Origin of the sequence: Curtobacterium sp. NPDC090217 (assembly GCF_044746705.1) — a bacterium.
Taxonomy (GTDB): Bacteria; Actinomycetota; Actinomycetes; order Actinomycetales; family Microbacteriaceae; genus Curtobacterium.
In genome coordinates this window covers 316,557-335,371 of the sequence record NZ_JBIVCR010000003.1, presented here as the reverse complement: position 1 = coordinate 335,371, position 18,815 = coordinate 316,557, and the positions used below count along the sequence as shown (strand labels likewise).

At 70.8% G+C, this 18,815-nt stretch carries 15 protein-coding genes; 11 read left to right on the top strand and 4 right to left on the bottom strand.

The genetic code is table 11. From position 1 onward, the window contains the following. Window positions 1-120 precede the first annotated feature (120 nt). Entirely contained in the window at window positions 121-1,155 is a 1,035-nt protein-coding gene (locus ACIPJ2_RS13460; protein WP_402729236.1) for a cation diffusion facilitator family transporter, read from the top strand. 31 nt (window positions 1,156-1,186) lie between these two features. On the opposite strand, the gene ACIPJ2_RS13455 is transcribed toward ACIPJ2_RS13460, so the two are convergent. After that, the gene (locus ACIPJ2_RS13455) at window positions 1,187-1,786 is read right to left on the bottom strand and encodes a TetR family transcriptional regulator (RefSeq protein ID WP_281267372.1); all 600 of its coding nucleotides are present in this window, start codon (window positions 1,784-1,786) and stop codon (window positions 1,187-1,189) included. Window positions 1,787-1,818: 32 nt separating this feature from the next. Between ACIPJ2_RS13455 and ACIPJ2_RS13450 the strand changes: the two genes are divergently transcribed. The 4 genes from ACIPJ2_RS13450 to ACIPJ2_RS13435 are packed head-to-tail and all read left to right on the top strand — an operon-like array spanning window position 1,819 to window position 6,938. Next, window positions 1,819-3,444 (top strand): ABC transporter substrate-binding protein, encoded by a 1,626-nt coding sequence (locus ACIPJ2_RS13450; protein ID WP_402729235.1) that lies wholly within the window; start codon window positions 1,819-1,821, stop codon window positions 3,442-3,444. 19 nt (window positions 3,445-3,463) lie between these two features. After that, a complete protein-coding gene (locus tag ACIPJ2_RS13445) occupies window positions 3,464-4,483 on the top strand; it encodes an ABC transporter permease (RefSeq protein ID WP_402729234.1) in 1,020 nt (339 codons plus the stop codon). Next, entirely contained in the window at window positions 4,480-5,361 is an 882-nt protein-coding gene (locus tag ACIPJ2_RS13440; protein ID WP_402729233.1) for an ABC transporter permease, read from the top strand. The genes ACIPJ2_RS13445 and ACIPJ2_RS13440 overlap by 4 nt, the downstream gene beginning before the upstream one ends. Next, complete coding sequence (locus ACIPJ2_RS13435) at window positions 5,358-6,938, top strand: ATP-binding cassette domain-containing protein (protein ID WP_402729232.1); 1,581 nt, start codon at window positions 5,358-5,360, stop codon at window positions 6,936-6,938. The genes ACIPJ2_RS13440 and ACIPJ2_RS13435 overlap by 4 nt, the downstream gene beginning before the upstream one ends. A gap of 113 nt (window positions 6,939-7,051) precedes the next feature. Here ACIPJ2_RS13435 and proP read toward each other — a convergent pair whose 3' ends face one another. Next, window positions 7,052-8,614 (bottom strand): glycine betaine/L-proline transporter ProP, encoded by a 1,563-nt coding sequence (proP, locus tag ACIPJ2_RS13430; RefSeq protein ID WP_402729231.1) that lies wholly within the window; start codon window positions 8,612-8,614, stop codon window positions 7,052-7,054. 256 nt (window positions 8,615-8,870) lie between these two features. On the opposite strand from proP, the gene valS reads away from it, so the two are divergent. Both valS and ACIPJ2_RS13420 read left to right on the top strand, forming a co-directional pair. Continuing rightward, complete coding sequence (valS, locus tag ACIPJ2_RS13425; RefSeq protein WP_281267366.1) at window positions 8,871-11,465, top strand: valine--tRNA ligase; 2,595 nt, start codon at window positions 8,871-8,873, stop codon at window positions 11,463-11,465. 47 nt (window positions 11,466-11,512) lie between these two features. After that, on the top strand, window positions 11,513-11,764 hold the full coding sequence (locus ACIPJ2_RS13420; RefSeq protein ID WP_402729230.1) for a hypothetical protein: 252 nt from the start codon (window positions 11,513-11,515) through the stop codon (window positions 11,762-11,764). Between the two features lie 125 nt (window positions 11,765-11,889). Here the strand turns inward: ACIPJ2_RS13420 and ACIPJ2_RS13415 are convergent, their stop codons facing one another. Then, window positions 11,890-12,729, bottom strand: coding sequence for an alpha/beta fold hydrolase (locus ACIPJ2_RS13415; RefSeq protein WP_402729229.1), 840 nt, complete (start codon window positions 12,727-12,729; stop codon window positions 11,890-11,892). Window positions 12,730-12,868: 139 nt separating this feature from the next. On the opposite strand from ACIPJ2_RS13415, the gene ACIPJ2_RS13410 reads away from it, so the two are divergent. Further along, window positions 12,869-13,453 carry a TetR/AcrR family transcriptional regulator gene (locus tag ACIPJ2_RS13410; protein ID WP_402729228.1) on the top strand — a complete coding sequence of 195 codons (585 nt, stop codon included), beginning with the start codon at window positions 12,869-12,871 and terminating at the stop codon, window positions 13,451-13,453. A 9-nt stretch (window positions 13,454-13,462) separates the two neighbouring features. After that, complete coding sequence (locus ACIPJ2_RS13405; RefSeq protein ID WP_402729227.1) at window positions 13,463-15,487, top strand: M3 family metallopeptidase; 2,025 nt, start codon at window positions 13,463-13,465, stop codon at window positions 15,485-15,487. A 248-nt stretch (window positions 15,488-15,735) separates the two neighbouring features. Here ACIPJ2_RS13405 and clpX read toward each other — a convergent pair whose 3' ends face one another. Further along, window positions 15,736-17,016, bottom strand: a complete 1,281-nt coding sequence (gene clpX, locus ACIPJ2_RS13400) for an ATP-dependent Clp protease ATP-binding subunit ClpX (RefSeq protein ID WP_281267361.1) — start codon at window positions 17,014-17,016, stop codon at window positions 15,736-15,738. A 229-nt stretch (window positions 17,017-17,245) separates the two neighbouring features. Between clpX and ACIPJ2_RS13395 the strand changes: the two genes are divergently transcribed. Together ACIPJ2_RS13395 and ACIPJ2_RS13390 are read left to right on the top strand one after the other, a co-directional pair. After that, window positions 17,246-17,968 (top strand): YcnI family protein, encoded by a 723-nt coding sequence (locus ACIPJ2_RS13395; RefSeq protein WP_402729226.1) that lies wholly within the window; start codon window positions 17,246-17,248, stop codon window positions 17,966-17,968. Next, window positions 17,965-18,609: a copper resistance protein CopC gene (locus ACIPJ2_RS13390; RefSeq protein WP_402729225.1), complete on the top strand. Its 645-nt coding sequence runs from the start codon at window positions 17,965-17,967 to the stop codon at window positions 18,607-18,609. The genes ACIPJ2_RS13395 and ACIPJ2_RS13390 overlap by 4 nt, the downstream gene beginning before the upstream one ends. The last annotated feature ends 206 nt before the right edge of the window (window positions 18,610-18,815 follow it).

The following is an 18,815-nucleotide window of genomic DNA, read 5'->3' as shown; positions in this document are numbered from 1 at the left end:
CGCCCGGCTCTACTGACGGACCGCTTCGTGTGCGTCCCGCGTTCTTCCGGGAGCTCCCCGGTGATGGCCGGATCAGTGCTCTTGGTACGAGAGTTTACCGGACGGGAGCATGCTTGAGGGATGCCCTCGTCTGATCAGCAGCAGGATCGTCCCGAATCCCTGCTCACCGTCGTCATCGCGTTCGGCGCGAACCTGCTCGTCGCCCTCGCCAAGTCGATCGCCGCACTCCTGTCCGGGTCCGCGTCGATGGTGGCCGAGGCGGCGCACTCGTGGGCCGACACCGGGAACGAGATCTTCCTGCTCATCGCCGAGCGGCGGGGCGCGAAGCAGCGTGACGTGGCGCACCCGCTCGGCTACGGCCGCGAGACCTACATCTGGTCGATGTTCGCCGCGTTCGGGCTGTTCACCGCGGGCGCGATCGTGTCGATCTACCACGGCATCTCCGAGCTGGGCGAGACCGGGCCGGCCGAGGACGTCACCCTGAACTACATCGTGCTCGCGCTGTCGTTCTGCCTCGAGGGCACGAGCTTCCTGCAGGCGTACCGGCAGGCGCACGGTGCCGCGACGAAGCGTCGGGTGCCGGTACTGCGGCACGTGCTGCAGTCCTCGAACCCGACGCTCCGCGCGGTGTTCGCCGAGGACGCGGCCGCGCTCGTCGGCCTCGTCATCGCCTTCCTCGGGGTGTTCCTGCACCAGGTCACCGGGTTGGCGGTCTTCGACGCGATCGGCTCGATCGCGGTCGGCATCCTGCTCGGCGTCGTCGCGATCGTCCTCATCGACCGCAACCGCCGGTTCCTGCTCGGGGAGAGCACCTCGCCGGAGCTGGAGAACGCGGTGCTGGTCGAGCTGCTCTCCCGCGAGCAGATCGAACGCGTGACGTACCTGCACCTGGAGTTCGTCGGGCCGTCGCGGGTCTACCTCGTCGCCGCGATCGACCTGACCGGCAACGAGGACGAGTCCCACGTGGCCGTCCGGCTGCGCGACGTCGAGAAGTCACTCGAGGACAGCCAGTACATCGAGGAAGCGGTCCTCACCCTGAGCCTGCCAGGCGACGAGTCCCTGGTGCCGACCGACGCCGAGGTCCCCGACGTCGTGCGCGACGGCACCGCGGAGGACGTCGCGTCGGGCGGCGCCGGCACGCTCCGCACCGACTGACGGCGCCGCACCGACGGACGGCACGGCGGCGTCAGCGCGCGTCGAGGCCGGCGGCGACCGGCGTCAGCGCCGCGCCGACGTACTCCACGAGCGGGCGCCGAGCCACCCCGTCCGCGACCCACACCCCGAAGGCAGCGGCAGCGGCGCCGAGCATCGCGCCGGCGACGGTCTGCGGCCAGAGCGACCCCGCGTACTCCCCCGTCCGCCGGGCGACGAACGCGGCGACGGCCCCGTGCTGCGCCATCACCCGGGCCGCGACGCTGCCCACGAGCTCCGGCCCGATCCCCATCACCTCGGCCTGCGCGATCGCCCACGGGACCCGCTCGGGGTCGTGCGCGCGGGCAGCGGCGAGCAACGCGCTCTCCACCGCTCGCACCGCGGACGGGTCGTCCGACGCCGCCAGCAACGCGGGCAGCGCTCCGACCGCGGCGTCGAGCTCGAGCCACATCACGTCGGACTTCGCCGGGAAGTAGTTGAAGAACGTCGCGCGGCTCACCCCGGCGCGTGCGGCGATCTGGTCGACCGTGGTCCGGCCGTAGCCCTGCTCCAGGAACAGTTCGGCGGCGGCGTCCGCGAGCACCTCGGCACTCGAGCGTCGCGGCCGTCCCCCACGGCGGATCGGTTCGTCCATGGGGTCCAGTAAACAACTAGACTCGTCGAGCCATGATCTTGGACCCAGTACAGAAAACCCGAAGGATCGGTGCCCTCGCCGGTGCCGTCGCCGTCCTCCTCGCGCTGACCGCCTGCACGGGGTCCGGCACGAGCTCCGCCGACGCCACGCCGAAGAACGGCGGCACGCTGACCTACGCCTCCGGCGACGCGGAGCCCACCTGCCTCGACCCGCACGTCGGCGGCAACTACCCGCAGGCGCTGCTGGCGAGCCAGTACATCGAGGAGCTCGTCGGGCTCGACGACGGCAAGCCCACGCCGGCCCTCGCGACGAAGTGGACCACGAGCGACGACGGCGAGACCCTGACCTTCACGCTGCGTCAGGGCGTGTCGTTCACCGACGGCACCCCGTTCGACGCGGCCGCCGTGGTGCGGAACATCGAGCACGTGCAGGACCCGACGACGGCGTCGAGCACGGGCTACCTCGCCCTGCAGTCCATCCAGAAGGCAACGGCCACCGACGACCACACCGTGACGCTGTCGCTCAGCCGTCCGGACAGCGCACTGCTCGAGTCGTTCTCGCAGGCGTGGGTCGGGATGGAGTCCCCGAAGGCACTCGACCGCTCCCAGAAGGAGAACTGCGAGTCCCCCGTCGGCACCGGCCCGTTCGAGATCACGGACTGGAAGCACGGCGACCGCGTGACGCTGGTCCAGAACAAGGACTACTGGGGGAAGACGAAGCCGCGCCTCGACGGCGTCTCCTGGCGCTTCATCCCGGACTCCACCTCGCGCTACGCGGCGCTGCAGTCCGGCCAGGTCGACGTCATCGACAACGCGCAGCCCGACCAGCTCAAGGCCGCGTCCTCGAAGGGCGCCATCCGCGACCTCGACGCGCCCCGACCCGGCGCATCGAACCGACTCGAGCTGAACTCCGGCCACGGCGTCTTCCAGGACGAAGCCGTGCGCAAGGCGTTCATCGCCGGTGCCGAGATCGACCCGGGGATCCAGAGCCTGTTCCTCGGCACCGCGAAGCGCTCGTACTCGGTGCTGTCGAGCGTCGAACCGTTCGCGTACTCCGACAAGAGCCTGTTCCGGTACCAGCCGGCGACGGCGAAGCGGCTCCTCGACGACGCCGGCTGGAAGGTCGGCTCGGACGGCATCCGCGAGAAGGACGGCAAGCAGCTGACCGTGACGTTCCCGGTGTCGACGAACCAGTCGGTCCCGGCCGAGCGCAGCCTGTTCCAGCAGATCCAGGCATCCGAAGCGAAGGTCGGCATCAAGGTCCAGCTGCAGGAACTCGACCTGTCGAGCTGGTACGCGGCGCTCGCGAAGAACCAGTACGACGTGGTCAGCGCCCCGTACACGAAGGTCGGGCCGGACGTCCTGCGGATCCTCTACGACTCCGCGAGCATCACGCCCGCGCCGTCGGGGTACTTCGCGAACCTCGCGCAGCTCGACGAGCCGGAGCTCGACTCGCTGCTCCAGCGGGCCGCCGAGACCTCGGACCAGAGCACCCGCGCGGACCTGTACGAACAGGCCCAGAAGCGCATCCTCGAGAGCCGGACGGTGCTGCCCCTCTACGACCAGCAGAACCACTTCCTGTACCGCTCGAGCGTCCACGGCATCCGCACCACCCCGGTGTCGACCCCGTGGTTCGGCTCGGCCTGGATCGCGGACTGATCCGGACAGGAGGCACGGCATGCGTCGCGCAGGCCTGACCCGGCCCGGCGGCGGCTCGGCTCCGGCGCAGTGGTCGCGCTGGGTGCTCCGCCGTGCGCTGGGCGGCATCGGCGTGCTCTGGGCGGTCGCGACGATCGTCTTCGTCGCGATCCGGCTCATCCCGGGCGACCCCGCACTCGCGATCCTCGGTGGCCCCGGGTCGCAGGCATCGGCCGCCGCGGTCGACCAGGTCCGCCACGACTACGGCTTCGACCGACCCGTCGTCGTCCAGTACGCGGTGTTCCTCGGACGCCTGGCGACCGGGCAGCTCGGCGACTCGTACGCGTTCCGCACGCCGGTGGCCACGCTGCTCGGACAGCAGCTCCCCGTGACGCTCACCCTGGCGGTCGCCGGGCTCGTCGTCGCCTGGGCCCTCGCGATCGTCGCCGCGTGGTGGTCGACCCAGCGCGGCCGGTTCGCGGCGGGGCTGACCTCGGCGCTGAGCGTCACCGCCAGCGTGACCCCGCACTTCTGGCTCGGCAGCGTGCTCATCGTCGTCTTCGCGAGCAGCCTCGGGTGGTTCCCGGCGGTGAGCGACGGCACCGCGCGCGGGTGGGTCCTGCCCGTCGTCACGGTGGCCGTCCCCGTCGCCGGGTACCTCGCCGAGACCATCCGCGACGGGGTCGTCGACGCCCAGCGGTCGGCCTTCGCGCTCGCCGCACGCGGGCGCGGCGAGACCCGCGCGGGGGTGTTCGGTCGGCACCTGCTCCGCCACGCCGCACTCCCTGGGATCGCCCTGTCCGCCTGGGCGTTCGGGTCGCTCGTCTCCGGGGCCGTCGTCGTCGAGTCGGTGTTCGCGCTGCCCGGCATCGGGCGGGCCCTGGTCACCGCGGTCACGCAGCGCGACATGCCCCTCGTCGTGGGCATCGCGATGGTGTCAGCGCTCGCGTACGTCGTCGTGCTCGCCGTCGCCGACGTCCTCGAGCGCATCGTCGATCCCCGCGGCCGACAGTCGGGGCCGCCACGCGTGCGGACGCGCCACGAGGCGGGGGCACGATGAGCGGGATCGCCGAACCGACCCTCCAGGCCGGCGCGCAACCGGGAGACGGGATCCGACGGTCCGAGCGAGTCCGTGGGGGGACGCTCGGGCCGGCAGGGATCCTGGCGGCGGCCGTGGTGGCGCTCGCCGTCGTCGCTGCGGTGTGGCCGGCGCTGCTCGGCGGCGGCGACCCGCTCGCCGTGCACCCCGCGCAGGCGCTGCAGGCCCCGAGTTGGTCGAGTCCCTTCGGCACCGACGAGTCCGGGCGGGACGTCCTGGCGCGGGTCGTCGCCGGCACGAGGGCGAGCCTCGTGGTCGGGGTCGTCGCCACGCTCGTCGGCGGTGGCCTCGGGGTGGTGCTCGGGGTCGCGGCCGGCCTCGGCGGCCGGGTCGTCGACGCCGTCATCGGGCGGATCACCGAGGTCGCGTTCGCGCTCCCGCTGCTCCTCGTCGCACTGGTCGTCATCGCCGTGACCGGCCCCGGCCCGGTGCCCGCGATGCTCGCCGTCGGGTTCGCCACGGCACCCGGGTACGCGCGCATCGTCCGTGGCCTGGTCCGATCGGCTCGGTCCTCCCAGGTCGTCGAGACCGCCGTGCTGCTCGGGCGCTCCCCCGCACGCATCGTCGTGCGGCACGTGCTGCCGGCGGCACTCTGGCCGGTCGTCGCGGTCGGGACGCTCGGCATCGGGCAGGCCATCGTGTGGGCTTCGGCACTCAGCTACCTCGGCGTCGGCACGCCACCGCCCGCTCCGGAGTGGGGCGCGATGCTCGCCGACGGCCGGACCTACCTGCAGACAGCGCCATGGATGAGCACCTTCCCCGGCCTCGCGATCGTCGTGCTCGCGACCGCGGTGACGGTGCTCGGCCGGGCCATCCGACGAACGGGAGTGGTGCGATGAGCGTGTTGGGTGTCGAGGGGCTGTCCGTCTCGATCGGCGGCGCACCGGTCGTCCGCGACGTCGCGCTGCACGTGGATCCCGGCGAGTGCGTCGCGCTGGTCGGCGCGTCCGGCTCCGGCAAGACCGTCACCGTCCGGGCCCTGCTCGGCCTGTCCGCGCCAGGCTCCGCCGTCCGCGCGGACCGACTCGAGGTCGCCGGGTTCGACACCCGCGCGTTCTCGGAACGACGGTGGCGAGCGGTCCGAGGGTCACGGGTCGGCTACGTCGGTCAGGAGGCACTGGGTGCGTTGGACCCGCTGCGTCCCGTCGGGCGCGAGGTCGGCGACACCCTGCGGCTGCACACGGAGATGAGCGCTCGCGAGCGGGTGGACGCCGTGCGCTCCGCGCTCGACGCGGTCGGGCTCGACCCGGCGATCGCGGCGGACGGCCGGCTCGCGGGGACCCTCTCCGGCGGGATGCGGCAGCGCGCGCTCATCGCCGCCGCGACCATCGGCTCGCCGGTGCTCGTCGTGGCGGACGAGCCGACCACGGCGCTCGACGCGGGTGTGGCCGTCCGCGTGATGGAGCAGCTCCGGACAGCGCAACAGCAGGGCGCGGGGCTGCTCGTCGTGACGCACGACCTGGGGCTCGTCGCCGGGTGGGCCGACCGTGTCGTGGTGATGGACGGCGGGCGGATCGTCGAGCAGGGGCCGGTGACGCAGGTCCTCCGATCCCCCACCCACCCGGTCACCCGGGCACTCGTCGCCGCTTCGGCCGCCGGGCGGACCGCGGCGCCGCGGCCGGTCGTCGGCGCTGCTGCCGCCGTGCTCGAGACGACGGACCTCCGGAAGTCGTACGACCGGGTGGACGCCGTCACGGGGGTGTCGTTCGGACTCCGGCGTGGGCGGACACTCGGTGTCGTCGGGGCGTCCGGGTCCGGCAAGACGACGCTCGTGCGCATGCTGCTCGGCCTCGAGGCGCCGGACACCGGCACGGTCACGCTCGACGGCGCTCCCTGGGCACCGCTCCCCGAGCGGGACCGACGGGCACGCCGCCGCCGGGTGTCCGCCGTCGTGCAGGACCCCGGCGCGACCTTCGACGAGCGGTGGAACGTCGAGCGGGTGCTGGCGGACGCGATGTCCGGCGGCGATGCACGACGGGCGACCGGGTCGCTCGACGCCCGCGTCGACGAGGCCCTGGGGCGGGTCGACCTCGACCCCGCTATCCGCGGCCGCTCACCGCTGACGCTGTCCGGCGGGCAACGGCAGCGGCTGGCCATCGCCCGTGCGCTGGCGACGGGGCCGGATGTGCTCGTGCTCGACGAACCCGTCACGGCGCTCGACGTCACGGTACAGGACGCGGTGATGGGCCTGCTGGAACGGCTCCGCGACGAGACCGGTGTCGCGATGGTGTTCGTGTCGCACGACCTCCGTGCGGTCCGGCGCATCGCGGACGACGTCCTGGTGATGCACGACGGTGCCGCGGTGGAACACGGCCCGGCCGCCGAGGTGTTCGCACGCCCGACACACGCCGTGACCGCGGGGCTCGTCCGCGCCGCCGAGCGGCTGTCGGCCGGCCCGAGGTCCGCCGCCGCGTAGCCCGGCCAGTCTGTCCCCGCGCCACAGCCACTACCGCGAAAGCGACAGTGTCCCGGCGAAAACCGCCGGGACACTGTCGCTTTGGCGCAGGGGCGGAGAGCCGCCCCTGCCGGTCAGGAGCCGGACGGCGCCTTGTCCGAGTCGGCCGAGATGATCGGGATCTCGCTGGTCGAGAACTCCTTCGCCCAGTCGGACTGCGCGAAGTCGGACGACGGGTCGTTGTACTCGTCGATGACCTGCGCGACCTCTTCCTCCGAGGCCACCGTGGGGCCGGAGCCCATGAGCGGCGTCGACGCGGTCTCCTTCGTGAAGTACACCGCCACGAGCCCGATGACGGCGGCCGCCATCAGGTAGAACGCCGGGATGTCCTCGGCCCAGCCGAGGCCGGCGTCCTTCGCGCTGTTGATGAGCGCGGCGGTCGCGAGCGGGGTGGTGCCACCGAAGAGCGAGACGGACACGTTGAACGCGATCGCCAGCGCGCCGTAGCGGATGATCGTCGGGAAGAGCGCGGGGAGCGTCGAGGGCATCGTCGAGGTGAACGTCACGAGCACCACACCGAGGATGAGCAGCCCGAAGAAGACGCCGACGCCGGTACCGGACTGCACGAGCTGCAGCGCCGGCCACGAGAACAGGAAGAACCCGATGCAGCCCGCGGCGAGCACGGGACGACGGCCGAACCGGTCGGACAGGCGACCACCGAACGTGATGACGACCATCATCAGGATCATCACGATGACGATGAGGATCAGACCGAAGGTGGCGTTCTGGCCGAGGTTCTGCTCGAGGTAGGTCGGCATGTACGACAGGAGCATGTAGTCGGACACGTTGAAGACCAGCACCAGGCCGATGCAGACGATGAGCGCGCGCCAGTTGGTGGCGAAGAGCTTGAGGAACGGCGTCTTCTGCGACTCGCGCTCGGCGGCCTGCTCCTGCTGCTTCTGGAAGGCCGGCGTCTCCTCGAGCTTCAGGCGCAGGTACAGCCCGATCAGGCCGAGCGGGCCGGCGACGATGAACGGGATGCGCCAGCCCCAGCTGAGCAGGGCGTCCTCGGACAGCCCGAACTGCAGGCCGGTGACGATCGAAGCGCCGAGCACGTACCCGGCCAGGGTGCCGAACTCGAGCCACGAACCCATGAACCCTCGGCGCTTGTCCGGGGAGTACTCGGCGATGAACGTCGCGGCGCCGCCGTACTCGCCACCGGTCGAGAAGCCCTGCACGAAGCGCGCGACGAGCAGCAGCACGGGCGCCCAGAAGCCGATCGTGTCGTACGACGGGATCAGGCCGATCATGAGCGTGCCGGCGGCCATCAGGATCATCGTCAGGGCGAGGACCTTCTGGCGGCCGATCTTGTCACCGATCGGGCCGAAGACGGCCCCACCGATCGGGCGGACGATGAACGCGGCGGCGAAGAAGCCGAAGGTGGCGACGATGTTCGCGGCGGGGTCACCCTGCGGCAGGAAGACCTTCGAGATGGTGACGGTGAGGTAGGCGAAGATGCCGAAGTCGAACCACTCCATCGCGTTGCCGAGTGCGGCTGCGGCGACGGCGCGCTTGAGGAGCGACTCCTCGACGACGGTGACGTCGTCCGTGGTCAGCTTCCGGCGAGCGCGCTTCGCAGCGCCCTTCGTCCGCAGCGGCCGATCGCCGTGCGACTGGGGTGCGTTGTTCGGTGTCAAGTGTGTTCCTCCGGTGTGCTGAGCGTCCTTCGGGGGTCCGACGGGACGGCGACGTTGCAGCTCCTACGAGCTCGCGCTCGCCGGACAAACCCCGACAGACTAACAGCTTCGGGACTTGTCCGCGAGGGGGCCGCGTGGTAAGCGTGCTGCCCGCCCGCCGCTCCCGGTACGATCGAGGGAACCACGTGTCACGCGTGGACACTCAGGCACCTCATCACGGACTCGGTGCCGCACATACCGATCGAAAGGCGCAGCCATGACCAAGCCCATGCCCGACAAGCCCACGGTGGACGGACTCGAGCAGGTCTGGGGACCGGTCTGGGACGACCAGGGCACCTACCGGTTCGACCGCGACGCCGCCGGAGACCGCAGCAACGTCTACTCGATCGACACCCCGCCGCCGACCGCCTCCGGCTCGCTGCACATCGGCCACGTGTTCTCGTACACGCACACCGACCTCAAGGCCCGGTTCGAGCGCATGCGCGGCAAGCACGTCTTCTACCCGATGGGCTGGGACGACAACGGTCTCCCCACCGAGCGTCGCGTGCAGAACTACTACGGCGTCCGCTGCGACCCGCAGCTCCCCTACGACCCGATGTTCGTCCCGCCGTTCGAGGGCGGCGACAACAAGTCGTCGAAGGCCGCCGACCAGATCCCGGTGTCGCGCCGCAACTTCATCGAGCTGTGCGAACGCCTGACCGTGCAGGACGAGCAGCAGTTCGAGCACCTCTTCCGCACGCTCGGCCTGTCCGTGGACTGGACGCAGTCGTACCGCACCATCGACGACACCTCACGCGCGAGCGCGCAGCGTGCGTTCCTCAGGAACCTCGAGCGCGGCGAGGCCTACCAGGCCGACGCCCCGACGCTCTGGGACGTCACCTTCCGCACCGCGGTCGCACAGGCCGAACTCGAGGACAAGGAGATGCCAGGCGCGTACCACGGCATTGCCTTCCACCGCACGGACGGTCAGGGCGACATCGTCATCCAGACCACCCGCCCGGAGCTCCTGCCGGCGTGCGTCGCCCTCGTCGCGCACCCGGACGACGAGCGGTTCCAGGACCTCTTCGGCACGACGGTCCGCTCCCCCCTGTTCGACGTCGAGGTCCCGGTGCTCGCACACCACCTCGCGCAGAAGGACAAGGGCGCCGGCATCGCCATGGTCTGCACCTTCGGTGACACCACGGACGTCGTGTGGTGGCGCGAGCTGCAGCTGCCGAACCGCGCGATCATCGGCTTCGACGGCCGCGTGCGTTCCGACGAGCCGGCCTGGATCGAGTCGGAGGGCGGTAAGGCGCTCTACGCCGAGATGGCCGGCAAGACCGTGTTCTCGGCGAAGAAGGTCGTCGTGGACGCCCTGACCGAGTCCGGCGACCTGGTCGGGGACATCAAGACCATCCAGCACCCGGTGAAGTTCTTCGAGAAGGGCGACAAGCCCCTCGAGATCGTCTCCACGCGCCAGTGGTACATCGTCAACGGCGCTCGCGACGAGGACCTCAAGGCCACGCTCCGGAAGCGCGGCGAGGAGATCGCCTTCCACCCGGACTTCATGCGCGTCCGCTACGACAACTGGGTCGGCGGCCTCTCCGGTGACTGGCTCATCTCGCGCCAGCGCTTCTTCGGCGTGCCGCTGCCCGTCTGGTACCCGCTCGACGCGGACGGCAACCCGGTGTTCGACCAGCCGATCGTCCCGACCGAGGCGCAGCTGCCCGTCGACCCGGCGTCCGAACCGGCTCCCGGCTACACCGAGGACCAGCGCGGCGTCGCCGGCGGGTTCCAGGGTGAGCTCGACGTCATGGACACCTGGGCGACCTCGTCGCTGACCCCGCAGCTCGCGGGCAAGTGGGAGACCGACCCGGCGCTCTACGACCTCGTCTACCCGTACGACGTCCGCCCGCAGGCGCAGGACATCATCCGGACGTGGCTGTTCACGACGGTGCTCCGCAGCCAGCTCGAAGCCGATGTCGTGCCGTGGAAGAACGCGTCGATCTCCGGCTTCATCGTCGACCCCGACCGCAAGAAGATGTCGAAGTCCAAGGGCAACGTGGTCACCCCGCTCTCGATCCTCGAGCAGCACGGCGCCGACGCGGTCCGCTACTGGGCGGCCTCGTCGAAGCTCGGCACGGACGCGGCGTTCGACGCGCAGAACCCGAAGCAGATCAAGGTCGGCCGGCGTCTGGCGATCAAGGTGCTCAACGCGGCGAAGTTCGTCTACGGCTTCGAGCTGCCGACCGGCGCGCACCAGGTGACCGAGGCGCTCGACATCGACATGCTCGCCGCCCTGCGCACCACGCTCGAGCAGGCGACCACGGCGTTCGACGGCTTCGACCACGCCCGCGCCCTCGAGGTCACCGAGCGCTTCTTCTGGACGTTCTGCGACGACTACCTCGAGCTCGTCAAGGAGCGCGCGTACGGCACCGCGCCGGACGCGACGCACGAAACCCAGGCGAGCGCCGTCCTGGCGCTCCGCGCCGCCATCGACGTGCAGCTCCGACTGCTCGCACCGTTCCTGCCGTTCGCGACGGAGGAAGTGTGGGCCTGGACCCACGACACCAGCGTGCACCGAGCCTCCTGGCCGACCGCCGCCGACCTGCCGGTCGACGCGGCCGAGACCGGTCTCCTCGCCGCCGTCGGGCAGGCGCTCATCGGGATCCGCGGTGCGAAGACGGCTGCCAAGGCGTCCCAGAAGACGCCGGTGACGCGCGCGGTGGTCGCGGCCCCGGCCGAGACGCGGGAGCTCGTCGAGCGCGCAGCGGTCGACCTGGCGGCCGTCGGCCGCATCCAGGACCTGTCGTTCGTCGACGGTCCGGAACTCGCGGTCACCGAGATCGAGCTGGCCGAGCAGCCCGCGTAGGGTCGCGTCCGGCAGTCGTTCACGCAGCACACGGACAGGAGGCCCTGATGCAGTTGGGTACGCGATGGAACGTGGGTGGGGAGCCACCTGCGCGGCTCGTGGAAGCGCTGGTCGTGGCGGTCCGGACCGTCGAGGACGAGCTGGCCGCGGAGGCGGTCGACACCACGGGCTGGGGGTGGACGCTGACCTTCCTGGAGGGCAAGCCGCGCGTCGAGCTCGACGACGGCACGTCGATCCACCTCGACGACGCCGGGCACGCCCTGGTCACGAACCCCGACGACGCTCCCGAAGAGGACTGAGCGCCCGCCCCGCGCGCCGGTGTTCGCCCGCGTTCGCCCGCGCCCGCCCGCGTTCGCACAACCGAAAGCACCCCGCACCACGGCCTTCCGCGGTTCGGGGTGCTTTCGGTTGTGCGGGGGTCGGGTCAGGCCTTGGCGAGCCAGCCGAGCAGGACCTCGTTCACCTCGGCGGTGTGCGTGGTGAGCAGGCCGTGAGGGGCGCCCTCGATCTCGACGTACTCCGCGTGCGGGAGCGCCTTGGTGAAGCGACGGCCCGTCGCGTCGATCGGCAGGATGTTGTCCGCCGTGCCGTGCACGATGAGTGCCGGGACGGTGACCTTCGGGATGTCCTGACGGAAGTCGGTCGGCCAGGTCAGCGGAGCAGCGGCGCTGGCGATCGAACCGGATCCGGCGGCGACGTTCCAGGCATTGCGGACGGCTTCTTCGGAGATGCGCGAGCCGAGGTTCTCCGACAGGTTGAAGAAGTCCTGGTAGAAGTTCGTGAAGTACGCGTACCGGTCCTTCTTCACGTCGGCGGCGATGCCCTCGAAGAACGACATCGGGCCGGCGCCGTCGGGGTTGTCGTCGGTGATGGCGAGGAACGGCTCGAGCGAGGCCAGGAACGCGACCTTGGCGATCCGGTCCTCCCCGTGGCGGCCGATGTAGCGGGCGATCTCGCCGGTGCCCATCGAGAAGCCGACGAGGATGACGTCGCGGAGGTCGAGCGTCTCGAGCACGGTGTGCAGGTCGTCGGCGAAGGTGTCGTAGTCGTAGCCGGTGCTCGGCTGGGAGGACTGGCCGAAGCCGCGACGGTCGTACGTCACGACGCGGTACCCGGCGTCCAGGAGCGGCGGGATCTGCCCTTCCCAGGAGTTGCCGTCGAGCGGGAAGCCGTGGATCAGCACGATCGGCTGCCCGGTCCCCTTGTCCTGGTAGTGCAGCCGGATGTCGGCGCTGTTCTCGGTCCCGACGGTGATCTCACCCATGGTCGTTCCTTCCGTGACGGACTTGCTGACTTCGCTACGACAAGAGAACGGTCGTTCCCCGTCGATGTGCCTTACAGTAGAGAACGACCGTTCCCCATGCAACTCGGAGACGGTGAACACACAGCGAACGGGGTACGACATGAGCGCGAACACGATCGAGGCCGACACGAAGGCCCACATCGTCGACGTCGCCGATGCACTCTTCTACGCCCGCGGCATCCAGTCCGTCGGCATGGACGAGATCCGCACGGGCGCCGGCGTCTCCCTGAAGAAGCTCTACGCGGCATTTCCCGGCAAGGACCAGCTCATCGCCGCCGTCCTCGCGGGACGCCACGAGATCTGGGAGCACGGCATCGAGCAGGCGGTGGACGCCGCCGCCTCGCCCCGCGACAAGCTCCTGGCGATGTACGACTTCCTCGAGTCCTGGTTCGGGGACGACACCTTCCGCGGCTGCGGGTTCATCAACGCGTTCGGCGAGCTCGGAGCGACCTCCCCAGCCGTCGCCTCGATCGCCCGCCGGCACAAGGAGTCGTTCCAGTCCTTCGTCGCGGCACTCACCACTCGGGCCGTTGCCGACCCGGCTGCCGCCGACGAGCTCGCCGCCCAGCTCGCGTTGCTCGCCGAGGGCGCCCAGACCACCGCGGCGATCGCCGGCGACACCGCACCCGCGCGGCACGCCCGTCGTGCGGCCGCCACCCTGATCGACGCCGCGACCCGTCGCTAGGGTGGGGTGATGACGACGCCGTTCGACGAACCGAGTTCACTGCCGTACGCACTCCCCCCGTTCGACGACGTCCGGCTGGAGCACCACCGCCCGGCATTCGAGGCCGGCATGGCCGAGCAGCGCGCGGAGGTCGAGGCGATCGCTGCGAATCCGGAGCCTGCGACGTTCGACAACACCCTGGTGGCGCTCGAGCGCACCGGTCAGCTGCTGTCCCGTGTCAGCATGGTGTTCTTCACGCTGTCGTCCGCCGACTCCACCCCGGAGCTGCACGACATCGAGGCCGAGGTCTCCCCGTTGCTCGCAGCGCACCGTGACGCCATCACGCTCGACTCGCGGCTGTACGAGCGGGTGCGCGCTGTCCGGGACACCGTCGCTGCCGAGGGCCTCACCGGCGAGGACCTCCGGCTCGTGGAGCGCACCTTCACCGAGATGACCCTCGCCGGCGCCGGGCTCGACGACGCGGGCAAGGGCCGCCTGACCACGATCAACCAGGAGCTCTCGACGCTCACCACGACGTTCGAGCGGAACCTCCTCGAGGACACCAACGACTCCGCGGTCCACGTCACCGCCGAGGACGAGCTCGCGGGACTCGACGACGGCGCGAAGTCCGCTGCCGCCGGTGCAGCAGCCGACCGCGGGCTCGACGGCTGGCTCATCACCCTGCCGCTCTACACCGGGCACCCGTGGCTCGCGTCGCTCACCGACCGCGGGCTGCGCGAGCGCATCATGCGTGCATCCCTCGCCAGAGGTCGCCGCGGGAACGAGCACGACAACCGCGAGGTCCTGCTCCGCATCGTCCGGCTCCGGGCCGAACGCGCCGAACTCCTCGGCTTCCCCGACCACGCGTCGGTCGTCACGGCAGACGAGACCGCCGGCGATCCCGCCGCCGTCGCCGGGCTGCTGTCCTCGCTCACACCGGCGGCCGCGCGCAACGCCGAGGACGAGCGCGCGGTCCGGTCCCGCACCGTCGGGTTCGACGTCGAGTCCTGGGACTGGGCGTACGCGACCGAGATCCTCCGCGGCGAGCAGTTCGCCGCGGACAGCTCCGCGATGCGCCCGTACCTCGAGGCCGACCGGGTGCTGCACGACGGCGTGTTCTTCGCCGCCAACGCGCTCTACGGCCTGAAGTTCGCCGAGCGCCCCGACCTGCACGGCTACAACGACGACGTCCGCGTCTTCGAGGTCACCGACGAGCACGACGCTCCGGTGGGCCTGTACCTGCTCGACCTCTACACACGAGACGGCAAGCGCGGCGGCGCATGGATGAACCCCGTCGTCGAGCAGTCCGCGCTGATGGGCACCCTGCCCGTCGTCGTGAACAACCTCAACGTCGCGAAGCCCGCCGCCGGATCGCCGACGCTCCTCATCCAGGACGAGGTCGAGACGCTCTTCCACGAGTTCGGGCACGCGCTGCACGGCTTGATCGCTCGGACGACGTACCCGCGGTTCTCCGGCACGAACGTCGAGCGGGACTTCGTGGAGTTCCCGAGCCAGGTGAACGAGATGTGGGTGTCCTGGCCCGAGGTCCTCGCGAACTACGCGAAGCACCACGAGACCGGCGAGCCGATGCCGCCGGAGCTCGTCCTCGGGCTGAGCGACTCCGCCGGCTTCAACGAGGGATTCGGGACGACCGAGTACCTCGCCGCCGCACTCCTGGACCAGGCGTGGCACCGCCTGTCGAAGGCCGAGGCCGACGCAGTCACGGACGTCGAGGCCTTCGAACGCCAGGCCCTGGCGGACGCCGGGGTCGACGTCGCCGCCGTTCCGCCGCGGTACTCCTCGACGTACTTCGCGCACACGTTCTCTGGCGGGTACGACGCCGGCTACTACGGCTACATCTGGAGCGAGGTGCTCGACGCCGACACCGTGGAGTGGTTCCGCGACCACGGCGGGCTCGACCGCGCTGCCGGGCGCCGCTTCGCCACGCTGCTGCTCGGCGTCGGTGGGTCGAAGGACCCGATCGAGGCCTTCCGCGAGTTCCGCGGCCGCGACGCCGAGGTCGGCCCCCTGCTGCGCCGCCGCGGCCTGGAGTAGCGCGCGGCGCCCCGGGCCCGGTCCGGTCGGCCGTTTCGCGCGTAGGAGGTCGTTTCGCGCGTAGCGAGTCGTTTCGCGCGTAGGAAGCACGTCGTTCCGACCCCCTACGCGCGAATCGACTTCCCACTCCGAGCGTGATGGGAAGGAACGCGCGTAGGGGAACACCGCGCGCCCCCGCGGGAACACCCGCACGCCAACAGGGCCCGCACCGTCGATGACGATGCGGGCCCTTCTGACGTGCTGTCGCGCTACGCGGACTTCTCGACGCGCTTGGTCCGCGGCCGCGGGACGATCGTCGGCGCCGCGTTCTCGAGCACCGACTCGCGCGTGACGACCACGCGGGCGACGTCGTCGTCGGAGGGCACATCGAACATGATCGGCCCGAGCACTTCTTCCATGATCGCTCGGAGCCCACGCGCACCGGTCTGGCGGAGCACCGCGAGGTCCGCGATGGCCTCGAGCGCACCCTGGTCGAACTCGAGCTCGACCCCGTCGATCTGGAACATCCGCTGGTACTGCCGGACGAGCGCGTTCTTCGGCTCCGTCAGGATCTGCATGAGCGCCGACTGGTCCAGCTGCGACACGGTGGTGACGACGGGCAGACGGCCGATGAACTCCGGGATGAGCCCGAACTTGTGCAGGTCTTCCGGCAGGACGTCGGCGAAGAGGTCCTGCTGGTCGAGCGGGCTGTGCAGCGGAGCGCCGAAGCCGATCCCCCGCTTGCCGACCCGAGAGGACACGATCTCTTCGAGACCCGCGAACGCACCGGCGACGATGAACAGCACGTTCGTCGTGTCGATCTGGATGAACTCCTGGTGCGGGTGCTTCCGACCACCCTGCGGCGGGACGGACGCGACCGTCCCCTCGAGGATCTTGAGCAGTGCCTGCTGCACGCCTTCGCCGGAGACGTCGCGCGTGATCGACGGGTTCTCGGCCTTGCGGGCGATCTTGTCGACCTCGTCGATGTAGATGATGCCAGTCTCGGCGCGCTTGACGTCGTAGTCGGCGGCCTGGATGAGCTTGAGCAGGATGTTCTCGACGTCTTCGCCGACGTAGCCCGCCTCGGTCAGTGCGGTGGCGTCCGCGACGGCGAACGGCACGTTGAGCCGCTTGGCCAGCGTCTGCGCCAGGTACGTCTTACCGCAGCCCGTGGGGCCGATCAGCAGGATGTTGGACTTGGCGATCTCGACGTCGTCGCGGTCTTCGGCGGCCGTGATCTGCCCCTGCGCACGGATGCGCTTGTAGTGGTTGTAGACGGCGACCGCCAGGGCACGCTTCGCCGGGTCCTGCCCGATGACGTACTCCTGCAGGAAGTCGAAGATCTCGCGCGGCTTCGGGAGCTCGAACTCGCCGCTGCCGGTCTCGTCGCTCGCTTCAGCGAGACGCTCTTCGATGATCTCGTTGCAGAGCTCGACGCATTCGTCGCAGATGTAGACGCCGGGACCGGCGATCAACTGCTGCACCTGCTTCTGGCTCTTGCCACAGAAGGAGCACTTGAGGAGGTCCCCGCTCTCTCCGATGCGTGCCATGCTCCGGCCTTCCCTGGTTGACGTGCGCTGCAGTCGACGTGCACTGCAGTCGACGAGCACCACTGCTCGCGTGCACGAGGTCGTCGTGTTGTCGAGCCTAACCGCATCCGGTGACACTGACGGCGACGCCGTGCGCGTTTCCGGGCGCGCGTTCGCCCAGGGCGTGCAGTGCTGCTACGGTGATGCAGTCTTCTCTACAAGTTGTAGAACACCATCCGGAAGGAACCCCATGCAGAAGCGTCTCGCCGCCGGTGGCGCAGTGACCCTCGGCGTCGCCGCCGCGATCGTCCTCGGCACCGCGGCGTCCGCCAGCGCCCACGTCGAGGCGACGAGCACGTCGTCCGCCGCGGGTTCGTACACGACCGCGACCTTCTCCGTCCCGCACGGCTGCGACGGCTCCCCCACGACGAAGCTGCAGTTCCACGTGCCGTCCTCGGTGATCGAGGTCACGCCGACCGTCAACCCGAACTGGGACATCACGAAGGCGACCGAGCCCTACACGAGCCCCTCCGCCTCCGCCGACGACGAGACCGCCGCCGACGCCGGTGAGCGCGTCACGAGCATCACCTACACCGCGAAGACCCCGCTCCCCGCGGACGAGCGCGACACCTTCTCGCTGTCGTTCTCGCTGCCGGACGGCAAGCCGGGCGACGTCGTCGCGATCCCCGTCACGCAGACCTGCGAGCAGGGGTCGACCGAGTGGGACCAGGAGCAGAAGGCGGGCGAGGCCGAGCCCGAGCACCCCGCGCCCTCGATCACGCTGACCGCCGCCTCGACCGGCGACGACGACCACCACGCTGCCGCAGCCACCGACGACGCCACCGCGACGAGCACCTCGACGACGGCCGAGCCCGACCTCGTCGGCCGGTTCCTCGGCCTCGGCGGACTCGTCGTCGGCGCGGCCGGCCTCGTCGTCGCCGTCGCTGCGACCCGACGCCGCAGCGCCAAGTGACGACCGTCCGTCCGGCAGGTGGCCGGTCCCGGGCCTGGAGGCTCGTGGCCGGCACCGCCGCGTCCGTCGCGATCGCGGGCGGCGCGGTCCTCGGGCTCGCCGGTCCGGCGAGCGCGCACAACTACATGATCGCGTCGACACCGAAGGTCGACGGCACGCTGACGTCCCTGCCGGACGCGTTCGAGATCACCACGAACGACAAGCTGCTCGACATCGGTGGCACCGGGTCCGGCTTCGCCTTCCGGATCGTCGGGCCGGACAAGCGCTACTACGAGGACGGCTGCGTCGCCGTCGACGGCCCGTCGATGACCACGAAGGCCGCGCTCGGCGCCTCCGGTAAGTACGAGGTCGAGTGGCAGATCGTCTCCGCCGACGGCCACACCGTCTCTGACGAGTACGCGTTCACGTGGAAGGCACCCTCGGGGTTCACGCCGGCGAAGGGCTCCGCGAAGCCGCCGACCTGCGCGACCGCCGGGTCGTCGAGCTCGTCGGACACCACGGGCACCGCATCCGGGACGACGGACTCCCCGATGTCCGACGCGATCTGGATCGGCGCCGGCGGCCTGGTGCTCATCGCCGCGGTCGTCGCCGTCCTGCTCCTCCTCCGTCGCCGCCCAGCCCCCACCGACGACGAGGACTGACCCCCGCCGCCCGACGCCTGACGCCTGACTGGTCACAACACCCCGCTCAGCTCCGCCGACCGGTCGAAGCCCGTCGCTCGACAGCCCGCCGGGCGACACTTCCCGACCACTCGGCACCCAACCAACGGCGTGTCGTGGCCGTCCGGCGGGTCTCGGGAGCGCCGGGCCCCGGAACACCCCGGCACGCAAGAGGGCCCCCGCACCAG

Bases quoted from the DNA above. Each gene is read 5' to 3' on its own strand.
- ACIPJ2_RS13460 (WP_402729236.1), top strand. From the start codon at position 121: ATGCCCTCGTCTGATCAGCAGCAGGATCGTCCCGAATCCCTGCTCACC.
- ACIPJ2_RS13455 (WP_281267372.1), bottom strand. From the start codon at position 1,786: ATGGACGAACCGATCCGCCGTGGGGGACGGCCGCGACGCTCGAGTGCC.
- ACIPJ2_RS13450 (WP_402729235.1), top strand. From the start codon at position 1,819: ATGATCTTGGACCCAGTACAGAAAACCCGAAGGATCGGTGCCCTCGCC.
- ACIPJ2_RS13445 (WP_402729234.1), top strand. From the start codon at position 3,464: ATGCGTCGCGCAGGCCTGACCCGGCCCGGCGGCGGCTCGGCTCCGGCG.
- ACIPJ2_RS13440 (WP_402729233.1), top strand. From the start codon at position 4,480: ATGAGCGGGATCGCCGAACCGACCCTCCAGGCCGGCGCGCAACCGGGA.
- ACIPJ2_RS13435 (WP_402729232.1), top strand. From the start codon at position 5,358: ATGAGCGTGTTGGGTGTCGAGGGGCTGTCCGTCTCGATCGGCGGCGCA.
- valS (WP_281267366.1), top strand. From the start codon at position 8,871: ATGACCAAGCCCATGCCCGACAAGCCCACGGTGGACGGACTCGAGCAG.
- ACIPJ2_RS13420 (WP_402729230.1), top strand. From the start codon at position 11,513: ATGCAGTTGGGTACGCGATGGAACGTGGGTGGGGAGCCACCTGCGCGG.
- ACIPJ2_RS13415 (WP_402729229.1), bottom strand. From the start codon at position 12,729: ATGGGTGAGATCACCGTCGGGACCGAGAACAGCGCCGACATCCGGCTG.
- ACIPJ2_RS13410 (WP_402729228.1), top strand. From the start codon at position 12,869: ATGAGCGCGAACACGATCGAGGCCGACACGAAGGCCCACATCGTCGAC.
- ACIPJ2_RS13405 (WP_402729227.1), top strand. From the start codon at position 13,463: ATGACGACGCCGTTCGACGAACCGAGTTCACTGCCGTACGCACTCCCC.
- clpX (WP_281267361.1), bottom strand. From the start codon at position 17,016: ATGGCACGCATCGGAGAGAGCGGGGACCTCCTCAAGTGCTCCTTCTGT.
- ACIPJ2_RS13395 (WP_402729226.1), top strand. From the start codon at position 17,246: ATGCAGAAGCGTCTCGCCGCCGGTGGCGCAGTGACCCTCGGCGTCGCC.